The sequence below is a fragment of the Saccharopolyspora sp. genome, from assembly GCF_017434145.1.
In the GTDB taxonomy this organism is placed as follows: Bacteria; Actinomycetota; Actinomycetes; order Mycobacteriales; family Pseudonocardiaceae; genus Saccharopolyspora_C; species Saccharopolyspora_C galaxeae.
In genome coordinates this window covers 1-3770 of the sequence record NZ_JAFRFW010000703.1, presented here as the reverse complement: position 1 = coordinate 3770, position 3770 = coordinate 1, and the positions used below count along the sequence as shown (strand labels likewise).

Below are 3770 nucleotides of genomic sequence, written 5' to 3'. Positions count from 1 at the left end.
CCGGCCACGTGGCCGGGTCGTAAGCTCGCGGCGTGCAACGAGGACTGAAGGCGCTGCTCACCGCGAGCCCGGTGGTTGCCGCCGCGCTCGCGGGCTGCTCGGCGCCCGCCGACCCGCAGGTCACCTTCTACTCGCACGGCGAGTCCGTCGAGGTCGCGCCCGCCCGCTACTGCGAACCGACCGGCGAAGGCTGCTCCCCGCCCGCGCCGGACCCGGTCGGTGAACTGCGCGTGCCGGAGGGCGCCCCGTTGCAGATCTCGGTGCCGGGCGACGTGTCCGCGACGCCGTGGCAGGTCGTCTACATCTACCGCGACGACAAGGGCCAAGAGGTCGGCGGGCGCGCACCGGTGTTCGGGCCGGACGAGCGGCACTCCTACACGTTGCGGCTGCCGCCGGACGCGGCGCGGCTGGAGCACGTGGAAGTGCAGCAGTACTCGGCGGTGCTCAGCGCCGCGGCCGAGGGCGGCGTGGACTTCGGCATCTCCGGCACGTGGGTCCTCGACACGCGCGGTGCGCCGGCGCCGCCCACGGCTTGAGCACTTGCCGATATCAGGGCGGAATCCGCCCGTTTCCCGGCATCGACTCGACCGGACTACGCCCGGCGGCTCGCTGCATCGGGAAGGGCCGTCGCGCCGGGTGGGGGCCGAGCGCCTGAAGTTCCGGCCCACCACCTGCGCACATCACTTCTTGAAAACGTCAGGACCCTTCCGGCCGCGTCTTCGGTAGTGGCCGTGGGGCTGCTTGGTGTCGGCGCCGTGCAGCACGACCACACGCGCTCGGCGGGTGACGTGCTCGGGCGCTGAGGTTGATCGATGGTCAGCGGCGCGCGTCAAGCGTTCTTCTCCGGACTCGCGGCACCGAGCCTGGCCCGGATGGCGTCGACCAGCAGCTCCAGCACGTCGTCGAACGGCGGGATCCAGATGCCGAGCGTCTCCGGTGTGCCCACCGCGGCGGCGAGTTCGTCCGCGGCTTCGGCCGAATTCCCCAGCTTCAACCCGCGCAGGACGACGGCGGTCGTGGCCGCACCGAGGACCTGCTGCGAGATCGCGGTGGCGGCGATCATCTGGTCCTTCTCGACGCCCCCGGACTCGCGCAACGCGGTGACGATCCGGTTGGACAGCGCCATCGCGTTCGGCCCGATCAGCGGTCGCGTCCCCGCGAACCCGGCGACCCAGGGATGGTCGGCGAACGAGGCGTAGTACTGCTTGGCGACCCGGAAGACGACGACGTCCCATGGCACGTCGTCGCCGGGGAGGTTCCCCGCGGCCTCCGAAAGCACGTGGTCCACCGCCAGGTCGATGAGATCTTCCCGGCGCTGCACGTACCAGTACAGGCTCGTCGCGTGCACGCCCAATTCCGCCGCGACCTTCCGCATGGTCAACGCGCTCGCCCCGTCCCGGTCGAGCAGCGCGACGCTGGCGGTAACTATTCGGTCACGACTGAGGGTTGATTCCGAGCGGCGCTGCCGTTGCGGCCGGTGGAAGACGCTGTCCCATTGCTGGTCAGAGGGTGTTTCGGACATGGAACAAGGGTAACCGAGACATACGTTGTAGGAGAATCGACCTACAGTGTATGTTTCTCCACATGATCACCAACGAGCACACGCAACAGCTCCCCGCCGACACCGACAAGCACGCGCAACAGCTCCCCGCGGACACCGTCGACCTGGCCCGCACGAGGACCCTCCCGCCCCGCGGACTCGCCGCGTTCTTCCTGATCGCGTTCGGCTTCTCCTGGAGCCTCTGGTACGCGAGCACCCTGATCTCCGGCGTGAACCCCATGGTCTTCGTCCTCACCGGCAGCTTCGGCCCAGCGCTCGCGTCAGTGGCCGTCACCGCCGCGACGCAGGGCAAGGCCGGAGTGGGCGCCCTGTTCCGGCGGTACTCGCCACGCCGACGACGCTGGTTCCTGCCCTACCTGCTCGCGCTGGCTCCGGGCGTGTTCATCGCGGCGTCCGGGCTGATCCCGCTGCTGCTCCGCGGCGAGCAGATCAACGAAGCCGCATTGCACGCCGCGCTGCTGAGCGCGCCCGCGACCTTCCTGTTCATCGCACTGGCCGGTGGTGGCAACGAGGAACTCGGCTGGCGCGGTTTCGCCCTCCCCCGGCTGCAGTCCGCGCTCCCGCCGTTCGCCTCGAACGTCGTGCTCGGCATCATCTGGGCCGTGTGGCACGCCCCGCTGTGGGAGATCCAGGCAACCTCGCAGGCCGGCACGTCCATGCCGATCTACGTCCTGCTCGTGGTCACCTTCTGCGTCGCCTTCGGCAACATCTACAACTTCTCGCGGGGCGGCCTGCTCACCGTGGTCATCGCCCACGCCGGCGTCAACACCGCCTCCGGACTCAAGGTCGCGGCATTCGGCTCGGAAGGCATGGGCGACGCGGTGATCGCGATGACCGTCCTGTGCCTGATCATGCTGGCCGTCACCAAGGGACGGCTGGGAATGCCCCGCCGGAAGGTTTCCGCGCTGCAGGAGTCCTGATCCGGCAGGTCCCGGCAACCGAGCCCGCACCGGCCGACCACGGCAGCCGCATCCCACGACGGCGGAACCCACGCCGCGATTCCGGAGCCGGCACCGCCAGTCCACGAGAACCAGCAGGCCCACCCGGCCGAACGTCCCGGGTGGGCCTGCTTGCGCTCACGTTCAGCCGTCGAAGGTTGAGCGCTCGGTGACCTCGCGCGAGAAACCCGCTATGCGTTCCGTTGCAGCACTAAGCGCCCGGGTCCAGTTCACGAGCGACGGCGCGCACGACCTTGCCGATCTGCTTGGCTTCCTTGCGGTCCGGGTAGCGGCCGCGGCGCAGGTCCGGCAGTACCTTCGACTCCAGCAGCTTGATCATGTCGTCGACCATGCCGTGCAGTTCGTCCGCGGGGCGGCGGCGCGCCTCGACCACCGACGGCGGCGGGTCCAGCAGCTGCACCCGCAGTGCCTGCGGGCCACGGCGCCCCTGCGCCATGTCGAAGTCCACCCGCTGACCGGACTTCAAGGTCTCGACACCCTCCGGCAGCGCCGAAGAACGGACGTAGACGTCCTCCCCGCCGTCCTGGGTCACGAAGCCGAAGCCCTTGTCCGCGTCGAACCACTTGACCCTGCCGGTCGGCACTGTCCTCACCGTTCCCTGTCGCTGCCCGGCCCGCACTCCTCCGCGAACCGGGCGGGCCGGAAGCGAGCGGGTCTGTCTGCTCGTCACTGCACGTCGCCCGGGTTCCAACCGCGGGCGGTACCGGCCCCGGCACGACGAACGCGCCCCGGTTTCGCCGTGGAGATGCTGGTGCAACAGCAAGGCGTGCCCGGGACGCGCCAGTTTAAGGGTACCTGTCCGAAACAAGACGGCTCCGGGTCTTTCACCTTGCGGTCACCGGCAGGTCGCCGGGTGCGGCGGCATACGCTGGCGGCATGAGTGCTTCGACGTCCCGGCCGGTCGTTCTTCCCGTCGCGGTGGGTTTGTTCGCGCTGGGCGTACTGGCGGTGCTGGTGGTGTTCGGGCTCTACGCGACCGGCCGCACGGACCTGCCGCTGTGGCTGAACCTGGCGACGCTGCTGGCTCCGGCCGGGTTGATCGTCGGCGTCCTCGGCGCGGTGCTGCGCGCCCGGCGTTGACCCCTACGCGGCTTCGGCCAGCACCCGCGGGAATTCGGTGAGGTCGCCGAGCACGACGTCCGCGCCCGCTTCGGCCAGGGCCGCCGCGTCGTAGGGGCCGGTGGCGACGCCGACCGCGACGGCTCCGGCGGTTTTCGCGCCGACGATGTCGCCGAGGTGGTCGCCGACGT

6 protein-coding genes are annotated in these 3770 nt (G+C 70.2%); 3 read left to right on the top strand and 3 right to left on the bottom strand.

All coding sequences use genetic code 11. From position 1 onward, the window contains the following. Positions 1–32 precede the first annotated feature (32 nt). Positions 33–536, top strand: a complete 504-nt coding sequence (locus IJH84_RS19235) for a DUF2771 family protein (protein WP_200068395.1) — start codon at positions 33–35, stop codon at positions 534–536. 293 nt (positions 537–829) lie between these two features. On the opposite strand, the gene IJH84_RS19230 is transcribed toward IJH84_RS19235, so the two are convergent. Beyond that, on the bottom strand, positions 830–1522 hold the full coding sequence (locus tag IJH84_RS19230) for a TetR/AcrR family transcriptional regulator (RefSeq protein WP_200068394.1): 693 nt from the start codon (positions 1520–1522) through the stop codon (positions 830–832). Positions 1523–1584: 62 nt separating this feature from the next. On the opposite strand from IJH84_RS19230, the gene IJH84_RS19225 reads away from it, so the two are divergent. Next, positions 1585–2481 carry a CPBP family intramembrane glutamic endopeptidase gene (locus IJH84_RS19225; RefSeq protein WP_200068393.1) on the top strand — a complete coding sequence of 299 codons (897 nt, stop codon included), beginning with the start codon at positions 1585–1587 and terminating at the stop codon, positions 2479–2481. A 229-nt stretch (positions 2482–2710) separates the two neighbouring features. Here the strand turns inward: IJH84_RS19225 and IJH84_RS19220 are convergent, their stop codons facing one another. Next, on the bottom strand, positions 2711–3103 hold the full coding sequence (locus tag IJH84_RS19220; protein ID WP_200068704.1) for a cold-shock protein: 393 nt from the start codon (positions 3101–3103) through the stop codon (positions 2711–2713). Between the two features lie 293 nt (positions 3104–3396). On the opposite strand from IJH84_RS19220, the gene IJH84_RS19215 reads away from it, so the two are divergent. Next, a complete protein-coding gene (locus IJH84_RS19215) occupies positions 3397–3600 on the top strand; it encodes a hypothetical protein (protein ID WP_200068392.1) in 204 nt (67 codons plus the stop codon). 3 nt (positions 3601–3603) lie between these two features. On the opposite strand, the gene IJH84_RS19210 is transcribed toward IJH84_RS19215, so the two are convergent. Next, positions 3604–3770: HAD hydrolase-like protein (locus tag IJH84_RS19210; RefSeq protein ID WP_295147037.1), on the bottom strand; the 167-nt coding region annotated here is incomplete at its 5' end.

Bases quoted from the DNA above. Each gene is read 5' to 3' on its own strand.
- IJH84_RS19230 (WP_200068394.1), bottom strand. From the start codon at position 1,522: ATGTCCGAAACACCCTCTGACCAGCAATGGGACAGCGTCTTCCACCGG.
- IJH84_RS19225 (WP_200068393.1), top strand. From the start codon at position 1,585: ATGATCACCAACGAGCACACGCAACAGCTCCCCGCCGACACCGACAAG.
- IJH84_RS19215 (WP_200068392.1), top strand. From the start codon at position 3,397: ATGAGTGCTTCGACGTCCCGGCCGGTCGTTCTTCCCGTCGCGGTGGGT.